This window comes from Pseudomonas sp. GW822-FHT02E03 (assembly GCF_058802325.1).
This window is the reverse complement of sequence record NZ_JBXAOA010000015.1, coordinates 119,909-137,808: the sequence shown is the minus strand read 5'-3', so window position 1 is coordinate 137,808 and position 17,900 is coordinate 119,909. Positions and strand designations below refer to the sequence as shown.

12 protein-coding genes and 1 pseudogene are annotated in these 17,900 nt (G+C 61.5%); 10 read left to right on the top strand and 3 right to left on the bottom strand.

Annotated elements, in window-relative coordinates; all coding sequences use genetic code 11:
• Window positions 1-337: 337 nt before the first annotated feature.
• Both AC1RQB_RS14055 and AC1RQB_RS14050 read right to left on the bottom strand, forming a co-directional pair.
• Complete coding sequence (locus AC1RQB_RS14055; RefSeq protein WP_063343502.1) at window positions 338-1,315, bottom strand: LysR family transcriptional regulator; 978 nt, start codon at window positions 1,313-1,315, stop codon at window positions 338-340.
• Between the two features lie 228 nt (window positions 1,316-1,543).
• Entirely contained in the window at window positions 1,544-1,984 is a 441-nt protein-coding gene (locus tag AC1RQB_RS14050) for a carboxymuconolactone decarboxylase family protein (protein ID WP_063343501.1), read from the bottom strand.
• A 205-nt stretch (window positions 1,985-2,189) separates the two neighbouring features.
• Here AC1RQB_RS14050 and pdxR point away from each other — a divergent pair, with 205 nt between their 5' ends.
• The 3 genes and pseudogenes from pdxR to AC1RQB_RS14035 all read left to right on the top strand — a co-directional run bounded on the left by pdxR (window position 2,190) and on the right by AC1RQB_RS14035 (window position 4,702).
• Window positions 2,190-3,623, top strand: a complete 1,434-nt coding sequence (gene pdxR / locus AC1RQB_RS14045) for a MocR-like pyridoxine biosynthesis transcription factor PdxR (RefSeq protein WP_063343500.1) — start codon at window positions 2,190-2,192, stop codon at window positions 3,621-3,623.
• Window positions 3,624-3,746: 123 nt separating this feature from the next.
• Entirely contained in the window at window positions 3,747-4,040 is a 294-nt protein-coding gene (locus AC1RQB_RS14040) for a putative quinol monooxygenase (RefSeq protein ID WP_063343499.1), read from the top strand.
• A gap of 245 nt (window positions 4,041-4,285) precedes the next feature.
• Window positions 4,286-4,702 (top strand): annotated as a pseudogene (locus AC1RQB_RS14035) (cupin domain-containing protein).
• 214 nt (window positions 4,703-4,916) lie between these two features.
• Here AC1RQB_RS14035 and AC1RQB_RS14030 read toward each other — a convergent pair.
• On the bottom strand, window positions 4,917-9,824 hold the full coding sequence (locus tag AC1RQB_RS14030; protein WP_063343498.1) for an NAD-glutamate dehydrogenase: 4,908 nt from the start codon (window positions 9,822-9,824) through the stop codon (window positions 4,917-4,919).
• Between the two features lie 503 nt (window positions 9,825-10,327).
• On the opposite strand from AC1RQB_RS14030, the gene AC1RQB_RS14025 reads away from it, so the two are divergent.
• From AC1RQB_RS14025 to AC1RQB_RS13995, 7 genes are all read left to right on the top strand, one after another.
• Window positions 10,328-10,681, top strand: a complete 354-nt coding sequence (locus tag AC1RQB_RS14025) for a hypothetical protein (protein ID WP_008067938.1) — start codon at window positions 10,328-10,330, stop codon at window positions 10,679-10,681.
• Window positions 10,682-10,970: 289 nt separating this feature from the next.
• On the top strand, window positions 10,971-11,930 hold the full coding sequence (locus AC1RQB_RS14020; protein WP_008067939.1) for an AAA family ATPase: 960 nt from the start codon (window positions 10,971-10,973) through the stop codon (window positions 11,928-11,930).
• A 5-nt stretch (window positions 11,931-11,935) separates the two neighbouring features.
• Window positions 11,936-12,880 carry a DUF58 domain-containing protein gene (locus AC1RQB_RS14015; protein ID WP_008067941.1) on the top strand — a complete coding sequence of 315 codons (945 nt, stop codon included), beginning with the start codon at window positions 11,936-11,938 and terminating at the stop codon, window positions 12,878-12,880.
• Complete coding sequence (locus AC1RQB_RS14010; protein ID WP_007901179.1) at window positions 12,877-13,371, top strand: DUF4381 domain-containing protein; 495 nt, start codon at window positions 12,877-12,879, stop codon at window positions 13,369-13,371. Before AC1RQB_RS14015 ends, AC1RQB_RS14010 begins: the two co-directional genes overlap by 4 nt.
• Window positions 13,364-14,458 (top strand): vWA domain-containing protein, encoded by a 1,095-nt coding sequence (locus tag AC1RQB_RS14005; RefSeq protein WP_063343497.1) that lies wholly within the window; start codon window positions 13,364-13,366, stop codon window positions 14,456-14,458. The genes AC1RQB_RS14010 and AC1RQB_RS14005 overlap by 8 nt, the downstream gene beginning before the upstream one ends.
• Window positions 14,455-16,191 (top strand): tetratricopeptide repeat protein, encoded by a 1,737-nt coding sequence (locus AC1RQB_RS14000; RefSeq protein WP_492571471.1) that lies wholly within the window; start codon window positions 14,455-14,457, stop codon window positions 16,189-16,191. The genes AC1RQB_RS14005 and AC1RQB_RS14000 overlap by 4 nt, the downstream gene beginning before the upstream one ends.
• The gene (locus AC1RQB_RS13995) at window positions 16,188-17,837 is read left to right on the top strand and encodes a BatD family protein (protein WP_008067946.1); all 1,650 of its coding nucleotides are present in this window, start codon (window positions 16,188-16,190) and stop codon (window positions 17,835-17,837) included. The genes AC1RQB_RS14000 and AC1RQB_RS13995 overlap by 4 nt, the downstream gene beginning before the upstream one ends.
• The last annotated feature ends 63 nt before the right edge of the window (window positions 17,838-17,900 follow it).

Genomic DNA, 17,900 nt, shown 5'->3' with positions numbered 1-17,900 from the left:
CCCCCCCCCCCCCCCCCCCCCCCCCCCCCCCCCCCCCCCCCCCCCCCCCCCCCCCCCCCCCCCGCTCCCACATGGATCTGTGTCAATTCTGGATCCGCGTCTGTCGCTTTTCGCAAGTTGTGGTGTTGGGGCTCAGACAGTGCACGGTCATGCTGCGCCGCCTGCTTTCACCGCCACTCCGGCCGATATCCAAGCGGATAGCCAAAGAAATTGATCGTTCTCATGTTCCACGAAGGGCTTGGGGACGGGCTTGCTCGCGAAGGCGGTGGTCCGTCGGAATCAATGTTGCCTGACACACCGCCTTCGCGAGCAAGCCCGCTCCCACATTAGTTAGCCGTCAACTCTCGAACCACTCCCGCCGCTCGCTGAAGGTGTTGTGGATCAGTTCGACGATCCCCTGCACCTCGGTCTCATTCCGGGACTCGGCATTGACCGCCATCCACACCTGGCGCTGCATCGGTTGCTTGAACAGCCCGGGTAACGCCACCAGCCCCCGGTCGAATTGGCTCATGTAGTGCGGCAATAAACCGATGCAGGCGCTGCAGCGGATCATCTCCAGCATCAGCTCATAGGAATGCAGCTGCACCACGCCCGCCAGACGCTGCTCCACCAGACTGTTCCACGGGCCAAAAGCGGCGATATGGCGGTCGTGCTGCCATTGCACCAGCATGAAATCGGCCAGGTCAGCCAGGCTGTCCGGCCGCGCCGCGACCCGTGAATACCGTTTGGCGATGTGCGGCAGATAGTCCAGCTGTGCCAGACGTTGGGGCTCGCTGACGGCAAAACTGGGGCCTGGCAACGGCGAATCGGGGCCCGCCAGCCACACCACCACATCGGCGCTGATCGCTCGCAGCGACAGTTCGCTGTCCAGGGAAATAATGTCCAGGCGCACACTGGCGTTGCGCCGCAGCAGCGAGACCAGATCACGGCCGAGGATGTCGTGCAGGATCGACTCGGCGACGGCCAGGCGAATCAAGGGCTGTTCGATCACGGGCAAGTCGCGTTCCCGGGCCAGGGCAATCAACTGCGCCTGAAGCCGCAAGCCGTCACGACTGAGTGCAAAGCCATTGCTCGAGTGGCTGAACAGCGAACGCCGCAGTTGCGCTTCAAGTTGTGCCAGTTGTTTACGCAATTGGGTCGATTTGATATTGAGGCTGCGGGCCGCTTGCATGAAACAACCGCAACGGGCGCAGACCCGGAAAGACTGCACCAGCACCGGATCGATTCCGGCCAGTGAGTGTAAGGATTGGTTTTGTTCTACGGGCCAACGGTACTCGGTCACACCCTGACGATCAGTGGGTTCCATGAATGACATTGATCACTCCCTGTCGATCTGTCCTTGAGCGTTTTATCCTGCTGACTGTTTATGAATTTGATGTGACGGCCGGGCAAAAACCGGATCAAATCGCCTGATGTCGGCCAGTCACGGTACGGAACCTGTGGGAGCGGGCTTGCTCGCGAAAGCGGTGTGTCAGGCGACATCAATGTGGACTGTGCCGCCGTCTTCGCGAGCAAGCCCGCTCCCACAGGGTTTGCGCTTGAATTAACCGCTAGGCGTTTGCCGAAAGCTTACCGCCAGGCGATTCCAGCTGTTGATGGTGCTGACGGCCACGGTCAGGTCGACCAGTTCGCCTTCGCTGAACTGCTCCCGGGCCAGGGCGTAAACGTCATCCGGCACATGGCTTTGCGAGAGCAGGGTTACCGCTTCGGTCCAGGCCAGGGCGGCTCGCTCCCGAGGGTTGAAGAAGTTGCTGTCGCGCCAGACCACGATCGCGTACAACCGGCGATCGCTCTCACCGAAGCGGCGTGCGTCCACGCAATGCATGTCGGTGCAGAAGGCGCAGCCATTGAGCTGCGAGGCGCGAATTTTGATCAGGTTCAGCAACGCCTGTTCGATGCTCAGGTCGCGGGCCAAGGCCTCCATGGCGATCATGGCTTTCATCGCTTTGGGCGATGCGCTGTAGTAATCCAGACGGGAGTTCATGGGGCGACCTCGTGGATCGGATAGGTGACTCCAAGGTAGAGGCTGATCCGCGGGCGTCACAGGTCCAATTCGTCGAAAAAACCATGGACCGCCCGGCAGCAGGCCAATCGCAGGTTTTTCGCCCACGCAACTTCTGCGCGGCCGTTCATGCGGGTAATCTGGCGCGACGCACAGTCGCCTCAACCGCCCAGGGAGCCCCGCCGGTATGGAACTTCATGTTGTCATCAACGGCCGCAAGGACCTTACAGGCCAGTTGTACCGGCAACTGCGCGACGCCATTGAATCCGGTCGCCTGACAGCCGGGACGCAGCTGCCGCCCAGCCGCTTGCTGGCCGAACAACTGGGGATTTCGCGCAAGACCATTTCCGACACGTATGCGCAACTGACCTACGAGAACTTCCTCACCGGGGTGATCGGCAAAGGCACTTACGTCAATGCCCGGGCGGCGAAAATCGTCCACAAACAGAGCCACTCGGAGCTGGCGAGCTTTGAGGTCATCGAACGCTGGCGCAACCTGCCGACGTTCTTGCGCCACCCGACGCTAGAAGGCTCGTTGCGTTATGAGTTCATCGGTGGCGCCACCAGCAAGGGCCAGTTTCCGCAGGACGATTGGCGCCGCTGCACCTCCCATGCCTTGCGCCAGATTGCCGGTTCCAAAGGTTTCTACAGCCAGCCCGAAGGCCTGCCGGCGCTGCGCAATGCCATCGCACGGCACATCGCGTTTTCGCGCGGGGTCAACTGTCAGGACGAAGACGTGGTGGTGTGCAATGGCGCCCAACAGGCGCTGGACCTGATTTCCCGGGTGTTGACCCAACCGGGCAGCCTCGTGGCCATGGAAGACCCCGGTTACCCGCCGGCGCGTCTGTTGTTCGGGAGCCACGGCGCAACGGTGGTCGGCGTGCCGGTGGATGCGCAAGGCATTCAGGTCGAGCATATTCCCGATGGTACCCGGCTGATTTACGTCACCCCGTCCCACCAGTTCCCCTTGGGCATGCCCATGAGCCAGGCCCGGCGCGAAGCCCTGCTCGCCAGGGCCTATGAGCTGGGGGCGATCATCATCGAAGACGACTACGACAGCGAATTCCGCTACGAAGGCCGGCCCACCGACTCGCTGCAAAGCCTGGATCAGCGCGGCATCGTCGCCTACGTCGGCACTTTCTCGAAGACCCTATTGCCGGAGTTGCGGCTCGGTTACGCGATTTTACCACCGGCGATCCTCGAAGCGGTGATCCGCGCCAAGCAGCTCACCGACCTGCATACCTCCACCCTGCCCCAATGGGCGCTCGCCAAGTTCATCGCCGAGGGCTGTCTGCTCAAGCACATCCGGCGCTGCCATACGATTTACGCCGGGCGCCGTGAACGGATCCTGGCGCGCATGGCGGGCGACCTTTCACCGTGGTTCGAAGCGGTGCCAACCACAGCCGGGTTCCACATGGCGGTGCTGTGCAAGGTGCCGGTCGATATTCCATTGGTGATCGAATTGGCAAAAAAAGTCGAAGTGGGGCTCTATGCCCTGGACAGCTTCTTTTACCAGCAAGCGCCGCGGGCCGGGCTTTTCCTGGGGTTCGGCGCGATCGAAACCCTGGATATCGACATCGCCCTGGACCGTTTGCGGGACATTTTGCAGCAGCTCGGTTGAGGGATTGGTCTGCGGCTTTATCTGGCGATTGGCTATTGGCGGTCTGGGGGTGCAGGCCTATCCTGATTGGGCGTTATCCCTCAATGAGCAGGATTCGTCCGGCCTGATTCAGGAGTGTGAGCAATGTCCAACGAAGTGATTACCACCGTAAAGGTGCAGGCTGCCGCCGGCCGCTCGGACGAACTGGGTAAGCAACTGCAAAAGATTGTCGACACCCTGCGCGAACTTCCGGGCTGTGACTCCTATATGGTCGACCGCTGCCCCGAGGACGACACCCGCTGGACAGTCAGCGCCCGCTGGCAATCGGAAGCGGCCATGCAATCGCATTTCAACTGCCCCGAAGTGCAAGGCTTTATCGGCCTGATCGACAGCCGACTGGCCAATGCCGTCGACTTCAACAGCTTTCCAATCGTTTAAAATCAAGACGCTCTGGTGATGATCGTTCCCACGCTCTGCGTGGGAATGCAGCCAGGGGCGCTCCGCGCCCCAAAAGCGGACGCAGAGCGTCCGGTGAGGCGTTCCCACGCAGAGCATGGGAACGATCAGCGGGTAACGTAGCTTCGGTCATTGGTCCCCTCACCTTCCCGAAAATTGGCCGTTTGATTGCCCGATAGCGCGGCTTACTGTGGTCCCTGACGACTCACCACCTCAGGAAATCAACCATGAATGCGCTTCGTTTTTTTGCTGCCCCTCTCACCGCCCTGACGCTGAGCATTTCAGCCCCGACATTCGCCCACGAAACCGCCCCTTCAGAAAAAGTCACCGTCCTGCAGGACCAGATGCTGAAAAACGCACCCGGCAAAAAAGCCTTGATGATCGAAGTCGATTACGAGCCGGGCCAATCGTCCATCGCCCATAAACACCAGGGCACGGCCATGGCCTATGTGCTTTCGGGGGAGATCATTTCTCAAGTCAAAGGCTAAAAAGCCATCAGCTACAAGGCGGGCGAGTATTGATATGAACCGGCCGGCTCTGAACATCTGGTCTCGAAAAACGCCAGCGCTACCCAACCTGCCAAACTGTTGGTGTTCATGGTGTTGGCCCCGGATGAGAAAGTGTTGATTCCTTTGGAAAACTGATCGCTGCACATAGAAAGGCCTTGGTGCGGCTGATGGCCTCTTCGCGGGCAAGCCTCGCTCCTACAGGGATTGCGGGTGCCCACAAAATCGGCGTTCAACACAAAACCTGTAGGAGCGAGGCTTGCCCGCGAAGAGGCCCGACCAGACACCACAAACCTTCAGACAAAAAAAAGCCCCATCTCTTTCGAGACGGGGCTTTTTCATTCAACGCCTATCAGGCAGCCGGTTCCAGCTCGGTGCTGACAGCGGCAGTCGCAGCAGCAGGCACCACCGCTTGACCGCTCAACGCCAGGTCCAGCAGTTCGCGGTTGGCTACCGCGTACATGGCGTAGTCGGTGCCGCTGGCGGCACGGATTTCCACCAGCATGGCGCGCCAGCGTTCGATCATGCCTTCGTGCTCTTCCATCCACAGCGCCAGGCGTGTTTCCACGTCCTGGGTGCCGTCGCCCTGTTGCAGAACGGAAATGGTGATCGCACGTTGTTGCCAATCGACGTCATCACGGAACGCTTCACGGGCCAGGGCCTGCCAGTTGTTTTCAACCGGCAGAGCGCTGATCTGTTGCAGGTACCAGGTGATGTCCAGCGCACTGCCCACGGCGAAGTAGGCCTTGGCCACGTCCGCTGCGTTCTGGCCGGTCACATCCGAAGCTTCGATGATCGGCAGCAAGGTGTACAGGTGAGTGGTGCCTGCAACCATGCGCGCCAGCAACTCAGGCACGCCAGCAGCGACGTAAGCCTGGTAGCGGGTCTGCCAGCCTTCGCGGGTCGGGCCTTCCAGCAGTTCGTCGAGCTTGAGGCCCAACGCCGCCAGGTGCGGACCGAAGTGCGCGACGTCACGGGCAGCGTTCTGCTCGTTGCGACGGCTGCGCAGGAACCAGCGCGTAGCGCGGCGACCCAGACGCATCAGCTCGTCCATCAGCTCCAGTTGCACGTCGGCCGATACCTGATAATCCAGGGCTTCGATCTGACGGAACCAGTGCGGGAGGTGGAAGATGTCACGCACGATCACATATGCACCGGCCACGTTCGCCGGGCTCATGCCGGTCGACTCTTTGAGTCGTTGAACGAAGGTGATGCCCATGTGGTTCACCAGATCGTTGGCGATCTGGGTGCTGACGATTTCACGCTTCAGACGGTGACGGCGCATGGCAGCGGAGAACTTGCTCACCAGTGTCGGTGGGAAAGCGGTTTCCATGTCGCGGGTCAGGTAGTCGTCGTCCGGCACCAGGGAGTTGAGCAGCGCTTCCTTGAGGTCGATCTTGCTGTAGGAGATCAGCACCGACAGCTCGGCACGGGTCAGGCCATGGCCTTCCGCGAGGCGTTCGTTGATCGCTTCTTCAGCCGGCAGGAACTCGATGGCGCGATCCAGCTTGCCGCGGCCTTCCAGATCGTTCATCAGACGTTTGTATTCGGCAATCCGCACGAAGGCACGACGTGCCGCCAGGGACAGGGCCTGAGTCTGCTTGTAGTTGTTACCAAGCACCAGGTTGCCGACTTCGTCGGTCATGCTCGCCAGCAACTGGTTACGTTGCTTGTCGGTCATGTCACCGGCGTGCACGACTTCGTTCAGCAGGATCTTGATGTTCACTTCGTGGTCGGAGCAGTCCACACCACCGGCGTTGTCGATGAAGTCGGTGTTGGAACCGCCGCCATTGAGGCCGAATTCGACACGACCCAGCTGAGTCATACCGAGGTTACCGCCCTCACCCACGACTTTGCAGCGCAGTTCGTTGCCGTTCACGCGCAGTGCATCGTTGGCCTTATCGCCGACATCGGCGTGGCTTTCGGTGCTGGCTTTCACGTAGGTACCGATACCACCGTTCCACAACAGGTCCACCGGTGCCTTGAGCAAGGCATTCAGCAGTTCGGTCGGGGTCAGCTTGTCAGCCTGAATGTCGAAGCGTTCTTTCATCTGCGGGGAAATCGCGATGCTTTTTGCGCTGCGCGAGAAGATCCCGCCGCCTTCGGACATGATGCTGGTGTCGTAGTCCGACCACGCCGAACGCGGCAAGTCGAACAGACGCTGACGCTCGGCGAAGCTGTTGGCTGGCTCCGGGTTCGGGTCAATGAAGATGTGCAAGTGGTTGAAAGCAGCGACCAGTTGCAGCTTGTCGGACATCAGCAAGCCGTTACCGAACACGTCACCGGCCATGTCGCCGACGCCCACTACTGTGATGCTGTCTTCCTGGACATTGATGCCGCGCTCGCGGAAGTGGCGTTGTACGCCAACCCACGCGCCCTTGGCGGTAATGCCCATTTTCTTATGGTCGTAACCAGCCGAGCCACCGGACGCAAAGGCGTCGCCGAGCCAGAAGCCGTAGTCGATGGCGATGCCGTTGGCGATGTCGGAGAAGGTTGCAGTGCCCTTGTCCGCCGCCACCACCAGGTACGGGTCATCGTCGTCATGACGCACGACGTTGGCCGGCGGTACCAGTGCGCCGTCTTTCAGGTTGTCGGTGATGTCCAACAGGCCCGAGATGAAGATGCGGTAGCAGGCGATGCCCTCGGCCGCGATCTCGTCACGGCTGCCGCCCAGTGGCAGGCGACGCGGCAGGAAGCCACCCTTCGCACCCACCGGCACGATGACCGAGTTCTTCACTTGCTGGGCTTTTACCAGGCCCAGGACTTCGGTGCGGAAGTCTTCTTCACGGTCGGACCAGCGCAGACCACCGCGAGCAACGTTGCCGAAGCGCAGGTGCACGCCTTCAACGCGAGGCGAGTAAACGAAGATTTCGAACTTCGGTACCGGCTTCGGCAGCTCTGGAATCTGGTGCGGGTTGAACTTGAAGCTGAAGTAGGACTTGTTCTGACCGTGGGTATCAGTCTGGTAGAAGTTGGTCCGCAGGGTCGCTTTGATCAGGTCCAGGTAACGACGCAGGATGCGGTCTTCGTTGAGCACCTGAACATCGTCCAGTGCTGCCAGAATCGCGTGTTCCAGGCGTTGTTGCTTGTCTTCCAGATCATCGCTGGCAAGCTTGCGTGCCAGGTAGAAACGGGTCTTGAACAACCGGGTCAATTCACGAGCGATATCGGTGTGGTTGTTCAGGGTGCTGGCGATGTAACCCAGGTCGAAGCCCAGACGGATCTGCTTCATGTAACGGGCGTAGGCACGCAGCAGCGCCACATCGCGCCATGGCAGGCCGGCGGTCAGCACCAGACGGTTGAAGGCATCGTTCTCGGCATCGCCACGCACGATGTGGACGAAAGCGTCCTGCAAGGTGTCGTTGAGTTGCTGGATGTCGAGTTCCAGGCCTTCCGCGGCGGTGAACGCGAAGTCGTGAATCCAGAATTCGCGGCCGCTGTTGTGGCGCAGGCGATATGGGAATTCACCCAGCACGCGCAGGCCAAGGTTTTCCAGGATCGGCAACACGTCGGACAACGCCAGCGGCGTATCGGCGTGATACAGCTTACAGTGCAGCATGCGCTGGCCGGAGACCTGGGCCAGCGGCTGATAGAAGCTCATGACCAGCGGATTTTTTTCGCTCAGGCTCAGCAGGTGTTGCATGTCGACCACAGCCGAGTGGGCTGCGAAACGCTCGCGGTAACCGGCCGGGAAGCCTTTCGGGAAGTCGGCCAGCACGTTGGTGCCCTGGGCTTCGCCGAAGCTCTCGACCACCAGGCTCGCGTAGTCGTCCTGCCAGCTGCGGCAGGCCTGTACCACTTCTTTTTCCAGCAGAACCGGGTCGATGTCCAGACGGTTCTTCGGATCGACCCGCAGAATCAGTTGCACGCGGGCCAGCACGGACTCGGAGAAGAAGGTCCAGAACTCGCAGTCCGAGGCTTTCAGGCGATCCATCAGCACTTGCTGGATCTTCTGGCGCACTTCGGTGGAATAGATGTCGCGCGGCACGTAGGCCAGGCAGTAGCAGAAACGGCCGTACGGGTCTTTGCGCAGGAACACGCGGATCTTGTTGCGTTCCTGGATCTGCACGATCGACATCACGGTGGTGAACAGCTCGTCCACCGGGGTCTGGAACAAGTCGTCGCGCGGCAACACTTCAAGCACCTGGGCCAATTCCTTGCCCAAGTGAGCCTTGGCCTGGAAGCCCGAACGCTGTTCGATGATCTCGACCTTGCGACGGATGTAAGGAATGACCCGCACGCTTTCGCCATACACCGACGAGGTGTACAGGCCCATGAAGCGGCATTCTTTAACGACTTTGCCATTGGCATCGATCTGGCGGATCGATACGTAATCCGGGTAAGCCGGGCGGTGGACACGGCTTGGGTGTGCAGCCTTGGCGAACGACAGCGGCGTCGGTTCGCGCAGGTAGTTAACGGCGTAGTCTTCGATGCGCAGATCGTCGACGGTCAGGCCGGCACGCAGCAGTTTGGTCAGGCCGAGGAACGAATTCTGGTCATATTCGATGTGACCGCCGTTCTGATCCTCGCCCACCACGAACTCTTCGTAGCCCAGGAAGGTGAAGTGGTTGCCCACCAGCCATTCCAGGAAGCTCTTGATTTCGGACTTTTCGTCGGCGTTGATGATGAACTGGCTGTTGTCGATGCCTTCGATCAGCTCCTGGACCTTGGCTTTCATCGGTTCGAAATCGGCGACCGCGACGCGGACTTCACCGAGAACCTGCTCCAGCTCTTTGGTCAGGACGTTCAGTTCGGCCGTGTTGGCGCAACGGTCGATTTCCAGGTACATCAGCGATTCTTGCAGAATGCCTTCACCCTGGGTGCCCTTCGGCAGGATTTCCAGCAGCTCGCCCTTGCTGCCGCGACGCACGCTCAGCACAGTGGTTTGCAGGGTATGAATGCTGTAGCCGCGACGGTTCAGCTCGGTGCGCACCGAGTCCACCAGGAACGGCAGATCGTGGTGCAGCACTTCGACCGCGGTGTGGGTCGACTGCCAGCCGTGGCGCTCGTAATCAGGGTTGTAGACGCGCACTTGCGGATGCGCGTGATCGAAGCGCTCAAGCAGGCGCCACGCAGAAAGGGTGCAGCCGGCGAGGTCGGACAACCGACGCTGGGTCAGCTCGTCCAGGGAAATAATGCCGAAGAATTGTTCAGCGAACAGCGCCACTTGTGGCAGTGCCTGTTCACTGATGTGCTGCGCCAGTGCCGCTTGCAGTTGGTGCTGGAAGTCGGCTTTGCTGGCTGCGGTGAAGAACGCCATCTGTGGTACTCCGCTTGGGCTTGTTATTGATGGAAGCGTCGCGTGCAAACCCCTTTCGGGGCAATCCGTCACCCTGTTCCTGATTCTCGGGCAGAGGAAACAGGATGACAGGTGGGTGAAGCTGGACGAGACACTCAGGTCACATTCACCTTCCATTGAATGGGCATCTGCAAAAACGACTGCCAAGGCAACAGGCAATGCCTTTACGGGTGCTCATCCGTTGCGCAGCTTAACGAGTGCGGCAAGGGCCGTGCTTGCAGCGCTGCGACATATTCGGTCAACGGTACGCAGCGCGCGGCATGTGCCTTGAACAACACTAGCAGCCGTGAAGCAAAATGGGCGTTTTATGCCCGGTTTTACGGTACCTTCGTGCCAAAAATGACCAGTAGCACCCCGAATGTTCACGACACATCTTCTGACACTCAGCCGAGCAGAAATTCCCCAAGGCTGGCAGAATTGCTTTTTGTAACGTTCACCACGCTCGCCGAGCCAGGATTTCCCCCATGCAAATGACAACTGACCTCTTGATCGTCAACCCGTGCGACGAAGAAGAAGACAACTTGGCCATGCTCTGCTGCAACAGCGCCGAGGGCGAAATGTTCCTGATGAGCCGCTTTCCGGACGAGGATGAGCTGGAGATCATCTTCCACGACAAGCCTTCGGCCCTCAACGGTGTGAAAGTCACCCTCAGCCCTGACCGCCTGCTGATCGAAATCGCTGCCGCGGATGCCGATGTGCTCGATGGCGAAGATTCGCTGGAAATCCTGCACAGCACCGATGCGCAGGATCTGGCTGAGGTGGAAGAAACCTTGCAGAACATCCTCAAGGGGACGGGTACTTACATCAGTGAGCTCTGATGGTGTTCGGGCGGGCCTCATCGCGGGCAAGCCCGCTCCCACAGGGTCTGATGTGTTGCATGGATTGCAAGCACACCACTGAAACTTGTGGGAGCCGGGCTTGCCCGCGATGAGGCCAGAACAGCCACCGCCCGGCCCGCCCTACAAAATTCCAACAATTTAGCCCATCAATTCCCGCACTTTGCACAAAATGCCGTTGGTCGCCGCCCCCCGCGATGGATTAAAGTAACGCCCCCAGCCCTGGCGTTATTCGAACGTCTTCGGTCACCCTTTCCAGGAACAGTCATCGATGGAACATCGTGAAGCGCTACTCGCGCTGCGAACCTTTCTTTCAACGCAGATTCTCGGCCAGGAAAAACTCATCGAGCGCTTGCTCATCGCCTTGCTCGCCGACGGCCACATGCTGGTCGAGGGCGCCCCGGGCCTGGCCAAGACCAAGGCCATCAAAGAACTCGCCGAAGGCATCGAAGCACAGTTCCATCGCATCCAGTTCACCCCCGACCTGCTGCCGGCCGACATCACCGGCACGGAAATCTATCGCCCGGAAACCGGCAGTTTCGTGTTCCAGCAAGGCCCGATCTTCCACAATCTGGTGTTGGCGGACGAAATCAACCGTGCCCCGGCCAAGGTTCAGTCGGCCCTGCTTGAAGCCATGGGCGAACGCCAGGTCAGCGTCGGACGCAGCACCTACGACCTGTCGCCGCTGTTTCTGGTCATGGCCACGCAAAACCCCATCGAGCAGGAAGGCACCTACCCGCTGCCCGAAGCCCAGCTCGACCGTTTCCTGATGCACGTGAAAATCGGCTTCCCTGATGCCACCGTCGAGCGCCGGATTCTGCAACAGGCCCGCGGCGAAGCGCTGCACGGCGAAACCAAACCCGAACGCCGGGTCAGCCAGCAGGCGATCTTCGCCGCGCGCAAGGAAATCCTCGGGTTGTACATGGCCGACGCCGTGGAGGAATACCTGGTGCAACTGGTCATGGCCACGCGTATCCCGGCCAAGTTCGACCCGGAAATGGCCGAATGGATCGCCTACGGCGCCAGCCCCCGTGGCTCCATCGCCCTGGACCGTTGCGCCCGGGCCCACGCCTGGCTGGCCGGTCGCGACTTCGTCAGCCCGGAAGACATTCAGGCGGTGCTGTTCGATGTATTGCGCCACCGCATCATTCTTTCCTTCGAAGCCGAAGCCGCTGGCATCGACCAGGACCGGGTGGTCCAGCGGATTCTCGACGTCGTAGCCGTCGCTTGACCCCGATGAACGCCCTCCTGCCGCCCGAGCCGGGCATCCGTGTCAGCCTTTCCGAGCTGATCCAGATGCGTCATCGCGTGCGCGAAGTGCAGTTGTTTTCCACGCCGAGCCAGCGCAGCCCGCTGATCGGCCTGCACCATTCCAAACTGCGCGGGCGCGGGGTGGACTTCGATCAGGTGCGGGTGTATCAGGCCGGCGATGACGTGCGAAGCATCGACTGGCGCGTCACCGCCCGGACCCAGGAGCCCCACACCAAGCTGTTCCACGAAGAACGCGAGCGGCCGATTTTCATCATGGTCGAACAGAGCCGTCGACTGTTTTTCGGCTCGGGGCTGATGTTCAAATCGGTGCTTGCTGCCCAGGCGGCGAGCCTGATCGGCTGGGCCGCGCTGGGCCATAACGACCGGGTCGGCGGGCTGGTGTTCGGCGACGACGAGCACTACGAGATCAAACCGCGACGCAGCAAGCAAAGCCTGCTGCAATTGCTCAACCGACTGGTGCGGGTCAATCAGTCGCTGCACACCGAACGCGAGCCCGACCGCGACGCCTTCGGCATTGCCCTGCGCCGCGCCCGGGAAGTATTGCGCCCCGGCAGCCTGGTGATCGTGATCTGCGACGAACGCGCCTTGTCCGACAGTGCCGAACAGCAGCTGAGCCTGTTGTCGCGCCATTGCGACCTTTTGCTGCTGCCCGTGTCCGACCCGCTGGATCACGCCCTGCCCGCTGCCGGGCTTTTACGCTTCGCGGAACGGGGCGCACAGCTGGAGCTCGACACGTTGAATTTCGACTTGCGCCAGGCTTATCGCGCACAGGCTGAAGCACGCATCGCCCGCTGGGAGCTGCTGGCGCAAAAGTTGCGGGTATTGCTGATGCCTTTGAGCACCCAAAGCGAAATGGTCGAGCAATTGCGCGAATACCTCAATCCTCAACGTCCGGGGAAAGGTCGATGAGCAGCCTCGATCAACTGCAACCGCTGATTTCCCCGCCACCGATCGGCTTCTGGCCGCCGGCGCCGGGCTGGTGGCTTCTGCTGTTATTGCTGCCATTGATCGGTTTCGGCCTGTGGCAATTGCGCCGCTTCATCCCGAACAAGCGCCCTATCGTCCGTGCCGAACAACCGCTGGACCCGGTGCGTCTCGCGGCCTTGGCCGAACTCGCCCGGATGCCCAAGCCCTACGACGGCGCCCCGGCCGGCGCCTGGCTGCAGCAACTCAATGGCTTGCTCAAACGCCTGTGCCGCAACCATTACCCCTACAGCCAGAGCCACACCCTTAACGGGCGCAAATGGCTGGCGTTCCTTGATAACCGCTGCCCGGCCGCCGGCCTCACGCGCTGGATGGTGCTGGTGGAAGGCGCCTACAAACCCGAATGCAAACTCGACGACAAGGCCATCGCTGGCCTGACTCAAGCTGTCGACACCTGGATTCGCAAACATGTTTGAGTTTGCCTGGCCGTGGATCTTCGCCCTGCTGCCACTGCCCTGGCTGATGCGGGTGCTGCTGCCGGTGGCCGACAGTGGCGAACCGGCGCTCAAAGTCAGCTTCCTCAGCGACCTCGAAGGCCTCGCTCGCCGTCGTGCCCGGGCGAACCTGCCAGCGTGGCGTCAGCAAGCACCGTTCATTTTGCTGTGGCTGTTATTGCTGATCGCCGCGGCGCGCCCGCAATGGCTCGGCGAACCCCTGCCGATTGCCGCCAGTGGTCGCGATTTGCTGGTGGCGGTCGACGTGTCCGGCTCCATGGATTTCCCCGACATGCAGTGGCAGGACGAAGACGTCAGCCGACTGACGTTGGTGAAACATTTGCTTGGCGATTTTCTTGAAAGCCGCGACGGCGACCGGGTCGGCTTGATCCTGTTCGGCAGCCAGGCGTATCTGCAAGCGCCGCTGACTTTCGACCGGCACACCGTGCGCGTATGGCTCGACGAAGCGCGAATCGGCATCGCCGGCAAAAACACCGCCATCGGCGACGCGATTGGTCTGGGCCTCAAACGCCTGCGCCAACGCCCGGCACAAAGCCGTGTGCTGATTCTGGTCACCGACGGCGCCAACAATGGCGGCGAGATCGACCCGCTGACCGCCGCCCGACTGGCGGCCAACGAAGGGGTGAAAATCTACCCGATCGGTATCGGCGCCGACCCGGAACAAAGCGGCACCCTGGGCTTCCTTGGGCTCAACCCGAGCCTGGACCTCGACGAACCGGCCTTGAAAGCCATCGCTCAAGCCACTGGTGGCCAGTATTTCCGCGCCCACGACAGCGAGGAATTGCAGGCGATCAAGCGCACCCTCGACCAACTGGAACCGGTGACTCAACAACCCACTCAGGCCCGCCCGGCCCAAGCTTTGTATCACTGGCCTTTGGCGATGGCGCTGCTGTTGAGCATGCTGCTGGTGATCCGCGAGCGCTGGCCGGATAACCCGTTGCAACGGCTGTTTACCAAGAAGCTGTTTAACAAAGAGCGGTTTCTGCAAACCCAACTGCCCGACTGGCGTCAGCGGCTTAAACGCCTGCGTCTGCGGAGGCGCCGATGATTGCGCTCTGGCCGCACTGGTTCCGCCCCTGGTGGCTGCTGTTGTTGCCGTTGCTGGGCTGGTTGCTCTGGCAACTCTGGCATCGACAGAAACGCGCTGGCCGCTGGCAAATGATTCTGCCGCCAGCCTTCCATGCCGCATTGCTCAGTGGTGGCAGTGGTCGCGAAAGCAAACTGCCATGGGTCGCCTTGGGCCTGGCCTGGGTGCTGACCGTTCTGGCCTTGCTGGGCCCGAGCTGGCAGCGCGTCGAACAAACCAGTCAAAAACCCGCCGACCCGCTGGTGGTGTTGCTTGAGCTGACCCCGGAAATGCTCGCCACCGACAGTGCGCCGAACAGGCTGGAACAAGCCCGGCGCAAGCTGTTCGACCTGCTGCAAAACCGCAGCGACGCGCAGACCGCAATCATCGTCTATGCCGGCAGCGCCCACACCTTGGTGCCGCTGTCGGATGACCTGTCGACCAGCCGCAACCTGGTGGATGCGCTCAAGCCGTCGCTGATGCCCCTGGCCGGTCATCGTGCCGATCTGGCGGTGGCCAAGGCTCTTGCGCTGCTGGATCAGGGCGCACTCGGTCAAGGTCGGATCCTGCTGATCGGTTCGTCGCTGACGGAACAGGAACGCCAAGGGATTCGTCAGGCGCTGGACGACAAGTCCACGCAATTTCTGATGCTGGGTATTGGCACCGCCGAAGGGGCACCTGTCGCGCAGGACGACGGCAGTTTCCTCAAGGATGACCTGGGCGCCATTCTGGTGCCCCGTCTGGACGGCCCCAGCCTCAAAGCCTTTACCAACGGCCTGGGCGGACGTTATCGCCAGGCGCGTCTGGACGATGCCGACCTGCGCGGCCTTGGCCTGTTCGATGGGCCACGGGATCTGCGCAACGACGGTCAGACGTTGCGCCTCGACACTTGGGCCGATCAGGGCTACTGGCTGCTGCTGCCGCTGCTATTGCTGGCCGCCTGTGCCGGGCGCCGCGGTTGGCTGTTCTGCCTGCCGCTGTTGTTCCTGCTGCCGCAACCGAGCTACGCCTTCGATTTCGAAGACTTGTGGCTGCGTCCCGATCAGCAAGGCCTGCATTTGCTCAAACAAAAACGCCCGGCCGAGGCCGCGCAGCATTTCGAAGATCCGCAGTGGCAAGGCGTGGCGCTCTATGAAGCCGGCGACTACAGTGGCGCCGCCCAGCGGTTTACCCAAGGCACCGATGCCCACGCCCACTACAATCGGGGTAACGCCCTGGCCAAAAGCGGTGAGCTGGAAGCAGCGCTGGATGCTTACGATCAAGCGCTTGAACGTCAACCGGATCTGCGCCCGGCCCTGACCAACAAGGCATTGGTGGAAAGCCTGCTGAAACAGAAAACCCCAGCGCCGCCCGTCGAGCCGGACAAAACCGCCGATGGCAAAACCGAAACCATCACCCAGGAACCGCCGCCCGGCAGCGCCACCCAACCCAGCAATGGCGAGCCGAAAACCGACGCTGAGCAGACCACACCGGACGCCGGGCAGCCGCCCACGACGCCACCGCAACCCGGCGCCAATGAAGTCCCGGGCAGCGAGTTGGGCGATGAGCAAAGCACCACGCCACCGCGACGCCCGGCCAGCGACATGATTGAAGGCGAGCAGCTCCAGGCGCTGGAGCAATGGCTGCGCAAGATCCCGGATGACCCCGGCGAACTGCTCAGACGCAAATTCTGGTACGAACAGCAACAACATCAGGATCAGGAAAAAACTCGATGACCCGCTTCACCGCCTTCTTGCTCGCATTGTTGCCCGCCCTGTTGCTCTGCACCGTTCAGGCCGAGGCTGTGGAGCTGGTCGCCAGCGTCGATCGCAGCCGCCTGAATTCCGGCGAGACGGTCGAACTGACCCTGGAGACCAGCGACGTGACCCAGTTCGGCAAACCCGACCTGTCCCCGCTGGAGCCACTGTTCGAAGTGCGCGGCACCCGCCAGGTCAACCAACTGAACACCCTCAACGGTGACACTCAGGCGACCACCCGCTGGATCATCACCCTGCTGCCCCGGCAAAACGGCAGCGTGGTGATCCCATCGCTGCAACTGGGCGACGTCCAGAGCCAGCCAATTACCGTGCAAGTGATCGAGAGCGAAACCCAGGACAGCAGCAACACACTGGCGCCGGTGTTCATCGAGGCCAGCCTCGACCAGAACAGCGTCTATGTGCAGGCTCAGGCCATCCTGACCTTGCGCATCTACCATTCGGTGTCGCTGTACGACGACAGCAGCCTGACCCCGTTGCAGATTCCCGATGCGCGCATCGAACAGCTGGGCGACTCGCGCACCTACGAGAAAGTCATCAACGGCCTGCGCCATGGCGTGATCGAGATGCGCTACGCGATCTACCCGCAGCACAGCGGTGAATTGATTATTCCGGCGCAGATGTTCAGTGCCACGCCAGTCGATACCCGACCGTCCCAGGACGCAACACCTCAAGGGCCGAAACCGGGCAAGCAGATGCGCGTCAAATCCGCCGAGATCCCGCTGACGGTCAAGGCCAAACCCGACACGTATCCGGCCGATGTTCCCTGGCTGCCGGCCCGCAGCCTGAGCCTCGGCGAAAGCTGGAGCCCGGAACCGGATCATTTGCAGGTCGGCGACTCGCTGACCCGCAGCTTGACCCTGAACGCCGAAGGCCTCGCCAGTTCGCAATTGCCACCGCTGCCCGCCACCGAAATCAATGGCCTGCGGCGCTATCCGGATCAACCGGTGCTGGACAACCAGAGCAGCGAGCGCGGCTTGATCGGCAGTCGCGAGGACCGTGAAGCCCTGGTGCCGACCCGCACCGGCAACATTGATTTGCCCAGCGTTGAAGTGGTCTGGTGGAACACCTTCGAGGATCACCTGGAACACAGCAGCCTGCCGGCCCGTACGCTGCAAGTGGCGAGCAACCCGAGCCTGATCGTCGATACCCCGGCGGGCAGCCCACAGGTGATGTCCGGTGCCAACAACGAAGCCCTCTGGTGGAAACTCAGCACCGTGATCCTGGCCTGCACCACCCTGCTGGGCTTCGGCCTGTGGTGGCGCGCCCGCTGGCAACCGGCGATCCTGCGGGCGGCGCAGACCGGCCCAAGCCCACGCACCTTGCTCGACGACCTCAAACGCGCCTGCCAGGCCAACGACTCCCACGCCACCCGCCAGGCTCTCGACGCCTGGGCCCGACAACAACCGGAAACCCTGGCCGACATGGCGGCGCGTTTTGTGCCGCTGTCCGATGCCCTCGACGGCCTGAACGGCGCGCTGTACAGCGAAACCGGCCAGTACTGGCAGGGCGAGGATCTCTGGCGCGCGATTCGTGCGATCCCGACGGCCGAGGGGGTTCAGGACCTGGTTGGCGATACCGGGTTGCCGCCGCTGTATCCGAAATAATCATTGCCCCCTGTGGCGAGGGAGCTTGCTCCCGCTGGGCTGCGAAGCGGCCCAAAAACCATA

Bases quoted from the DNA above. Each gene is read 5' to 3' on its own strand.
- AC1RQB_RS14055 (WP_063343502.1), bottom strand. From the start codon at position 1,315: ATGTCATTCATGGAACCCACTGATCGTCAGGGTGTGACCGAGTACCGT.
- AC1RQB_RS14050 (WP_063343501.1), bottom strand. From the start codon at position 1,984: ATGAACTCCCGTCTGGATTACTACAGCGCATCGCCCAAAGCGATGAAA.
- pdxR (WP_063343500.1), top strand. From the start codon at position 2,190: ATGGAACTTCATGTTGTCATCAACGGCCGCAAGGACCTTACAGGCCAG.
- AC1RQB_RS14040 (WP_063343499.1), top strand. From the start codon at position 3,747: ATGTCCAACGAAGTGATTACCACCGTAAAGGTGCAGGCTGCCGCCGGC.
- AC1RQB_RS14030 (WP_063343498.1), bottom strand. From the start codon at position 9,824: ATGGCGTTCTTCACCGCAGCCAGCAAAGCCGACTTCCAGCACCAACTG.
- AC1RQB_RS14025 (WP_008067938.1), top strand. From the start codon at position 10,328: ATGCAAATGACAACTGACCTCTTGATCGTCAACCCGTGCGACGAAGAA.
- AC1RQB_RS14020 (WP_008067939.1), top strand. From the start codon at position 10,971: ATGGAACATCGTGAAGCGCTACTCGCGCTGCGAACCTTTCTTTCAACG.
- AC1RQB_RS14015 (WP_008067941.1), top strand. From the start codon at position 11,936: ATGAACGCCCTCCTGCCGCCCGAGCCGGGCATCCGTGTCAGCCTTTCC.
- AC1RQB_RS14010 (WP_007901179.1), top strand. From the start codon at position 12,877: ATGAGCAGCCTCGATCAACTGCAACCGCTGATTTCCCCGCCACCGATC.
- AC1RQB_RS14005 (WP_063343497.1), top strand. From the start codon at position 13,364: ATGTTTGAGTTTGCCTGGCCGTGGATCTTCGCCCTGCTGCCACTGCCC.
- AC1RQB_RS14000 (WP_492571471.1), top strand. From the start codon at position 14,455: ATGATTGCGCTCTGGCCGCACTGGTTCCGCCCCTGGTGGCTGCTGTTG.
- AC1RQB_RS13995 (WP_008067946.1), top strand. From the start codon at position 16,188: ATGACCCGCTTCACCGCCTTCTTGCTCGCATTGTTGCCCGCCCTGTTG.